The sequence below is a fragment of the Sphingomonas sp. genome (assembly GCF_031361285.1).
GTDB lineage: Bacteria > Pseudomonadota > Alphaproteobacteria > Sphingomonadales > Sphingomonadaceae > Sphingomicrobium.
This window is the reverse complement of sequence record NZ_JANMCO010000151.1, coordinates 1-2,630: the sequence shown is the minus strand read 5'-3', so window position 1 is coordinate 2,630 and position 2,630 is coordinate 1. Positions and strand designations below refer to the sequence as shown.

Below are 2,630 nucleotides of genomic sequence, written 5' to 3'. Positions count from 1 at the left end.
TCGACGACCGCGATCGGGGTCGCGATGTGCCTCGGTTTCGCCATGCCCGACAATTTCCGCTTTCCCTACGCGGCGATCGGTTTCTCGGACTTCTGGCGGCGCTGGCACATCACGCTGTCGAGCTGGCTGCGCGATTATCTGTACATCCCGCTCGGCGGCAATCGCCACGGCGTGGCGCGGACCTATGCCGCGCTGATGGGGACCATGCTGCTCGGCGGGCTGTGGCACGGCGCCAACTGGACGTTCGTGGTGTGGGGCGGGCTCCACGGACTCTATCTGTCGACCGAACGCTGGCTCAAGACCCGCTTTGCCGGCTTCAAACCAGGCCGGGTGAGCCTGGTGATGATCGGCGCGCTGACCTTCGTGTTGATCAATATCACCTGGGTCTTCTTCCGCGCGCATGATTTCACCGGCGCGGCGACCGTGCTGCGCTCGATGGCCGGGTTCCAGGCCAAGCCGATCGGGATGATCGGCGCCTTGCCGATGACCTACGCGCTAGTGATCGTCGCGGGCATCGTCGGCACCCATTGGGCGATGCGCGACAAGACGCTCGAGATCGCCATCGAGCGGACGCCGGCGTGGGCAGTGGGCACGGCGTGGGCGGCGTTGGCGGTAGCGGTGGTCGCGGACCCGGGGACGGGCAGTGCCTTCATCTACTTCCAGTTCTAAACCTTCCGGATTGCTTGCCCGCGAAGGGGCTTTGCCGGCCGGGCTGCGGCTGACCGCGTCCGACCGGCCAGCACAGGCGCAACCGGTGCCGACCCGCGACATCCCCAAGCAGCCGTGGGGCAGGCTGGCGCTGGCGGCGGTCATCGCGCTCATCGTCGGGACCGCGTTGCTCGAATGGAATGCGCGGCGGATTGGGCTTCATGCCGGAGATCTCGATAATAGCGAAGTCGACTGGGCCAACGAACGCGCGCGTTCGGGGGGCGCGGCGGCGGCGATTGTCGGCGATTCGCGGATCCTGTTCGACACCGACTTAGACCGGTTCGAGCAGTTGACCAGCGTCCGCCCGATCCAGCTGGCAATCCATGGGACGAGCGCGCTGACCTTGCTCGAGGACGTCGCATCCAACCCGAAGTTCAAGGGATTGCTGATCGTTGGCTTGTCCGACACGATGTTTTTTCAACCGTTCGACGGCTACGGGGGCTATATCCACAAGCGCGCCCAGTATGAATCGCCGGCCAAGCGCGCTTCGGCCACGATCGATCATTTCCTCCAACGCCGGATCGCTTATCTCGACAGCAATCATCGACTCAGCGTGATTGCCGCGCGACTCGACCCCGGTCTTCGCCATGGTGTCGACGGTCCCTATGACGACGTCTGGAAAGTGTCGGAGGTCGGCGAACACCGCGCGACCCATATGTGGCCACAGGTGATCACCAACCCGCGGATCAGAATCCATGCGCGCTACGCGTGGAAGGGTTTCAAGGAGGACTTTCCCTACACGCCGCAACTGATTGCCAAGGGCCAGGCGCGCGCGGTGACGGCGGTCGAGACCATCCGCGCCCGTGGCGGCGAAGTGGTGTTCGTCCGCCCGCCATCGGACATCCACCTGCGCGTCAACGAGGAGGCGCAAGTGCCCAAGGCCAAGGGCTGGTCGATGCTGCTGCGCAACACCCATGCGATCGGCATCCATAACGACGATTTGCCGCCTGCAGTGCGCCACCTGATCATGCCCGAATGGTCGCATCTGAACCGCGCCTGCGCGACCGTGTTCACCGACGCCTATGTCCGCCGGCTGACGGCGCTGACGCCGCGGCTCAAGCTGCGCGCCGATGCCCCGCCACCGCTGTCCCGCGACGATTGCGTGCCGCCGGCCATGAGATGAGGGATCGAATCCGCGACATTTGGCGTTCAGGCAAGGAATGAGATACGGAACCGCAATGACCCGCAATGCGAACACCACCGCTTATTATTATCCCGACGAGGTTGGGACCGGCTGACGCTCGCCTAAGCATCAGACGACCAACCTCGACCCGCTTGGCCTCCGCCCGGCGGGTTTTTATTGTGCCCGAAAGGACGAAGACGATGTTGCACCGAGCCCTTGCCACGACCGACCAGCCGCGCGGCTGGCGGGATTATGTCGTGCCGCAGCGCTGGGACGCGTTCACGGACGAGGACCATGCGGTGTGGGACCTGCTGTTCGCGCGGCAGGTCGAGCTGCTTGGCAGCCGCGTGGTGACGCCGTTCCTCGACGGGATCGACTTGTTGCGGCTGTCCCACCCGGGCGTGCCCGATCTCGGCGAATTGAACGCCATCCTCGAGCCGCGCACCGGCTGGCGGACGGTGGCGGTGACTGGGCTGGTCCCCGACGACATCTTCTTCGCCATGCTCAGCGAGCGCATATTCCCGGTGGGCAATTTCATCCGGGCGCGCGAACAGCTCGATTATCTCGAGGAGCCCGACTGCTTCCACGACCTGTTCGGACACATCCCGATGCTCGCCGATCACGATTTTGCGGCGATGATCGAGCATGTCGGGCGGCTGGGCGGAGCGGCGATCGCCGCCGGGCACGGTGAGCGCGTTTCGCGGATTTACTGGCACAGCGTCGAGTTCGGCCTCGCTCGCGAAGGCGGCGAGCTCAAGATCCTCGGCGCGGGGCTGGCGTCGAGCTTCGGCGAAGCCCA

Annotated in this window: 2 protein-coding genes and 1 pseudogene; all 3 read left to right on the top strand. The window is 65.2% G+C overall.

The genetic code is table 11. The features are described 5' to 3' along the window. Positions 1-669: MBOAT family O-acyltransferase (locus RMO25_RS12395; protein WP_309662911.1), on the top strand; the 669-nt coding region annotated here is incomplete at its 5' end. Continuing rightward, entirely contained in the window at positions 644-1,831 is a 1,188-nt protein-coding gene (locus tag RMO25_RS12390) for a hypothetical protein (protein WP_309662910.1), read from the top strand. The genes RMO25_RS12395 and RMO25_RS12390, both read left to right, overlap by 26 nt. 200 nt (positions 1,832-2,031) lie before the next feature. Further along, a pseudogene (locus tag RMO25_RS12385) lies at positions 2,032-2,630 on the top strand (phenylalanine 4-monooxygenase); the annotation flags it as partial.